Below are 239 nucleotides of genomic sequence, written 5' to 3'. Positions count from 1 at the left end.
CACCATAGCATCGGTTCAATACAGTTGTTCTAGCAGTAGTAGCAATAGCGTCATCTACAGCAATATCGTAGTAGTCAAGCGTTAATGAAAATTCATCTGTTACTTGCCAAATAGCGCCAACGCTAAATGAATCAGATGTTTCTTCTTTTACATCTTCATTACCACCAATATAACCACCAGTGCTCTGACGTTCAATAGTTGTCAAATTGAATGCGCCTTCAGCAGCAACTCTATTAGCC

Annotated in this window: 1 protein-coding gene; it reads right to left on the bottom strand. The window is 39.7% G+C overall.

Annotation, left to right across the window (positions count from 1 at the left end):
* Positions 1-205 (bottom strand): TonB-dependent receptor domain-containing protein (locus AAEY83_RS18245; protein WP_351061518.1); only part of this gene is annotated, 205 nt, incomplete at its 3' end.
* Between the last annotated feature and the right edge of the window lie 34 nt (positions 206-239).

Origin of the sequence: Psychrobacter sp. TB20-MNA-CIBAN-0197, assembly GCF_040309765.1 — a bacterium.
Classification (GTDB): Bacteria; Pseudomonadota; Gammaproteobacteria; order Pseudomonadales; family Moraxellaceae; genus Psychrobacter; species Psychrobacter submarinus.
The sequence above is the reverse complement of the archived record's forward strand: the minus strand, read 5'-3'. Positions and strand labels throughout refer to the sequence as shown.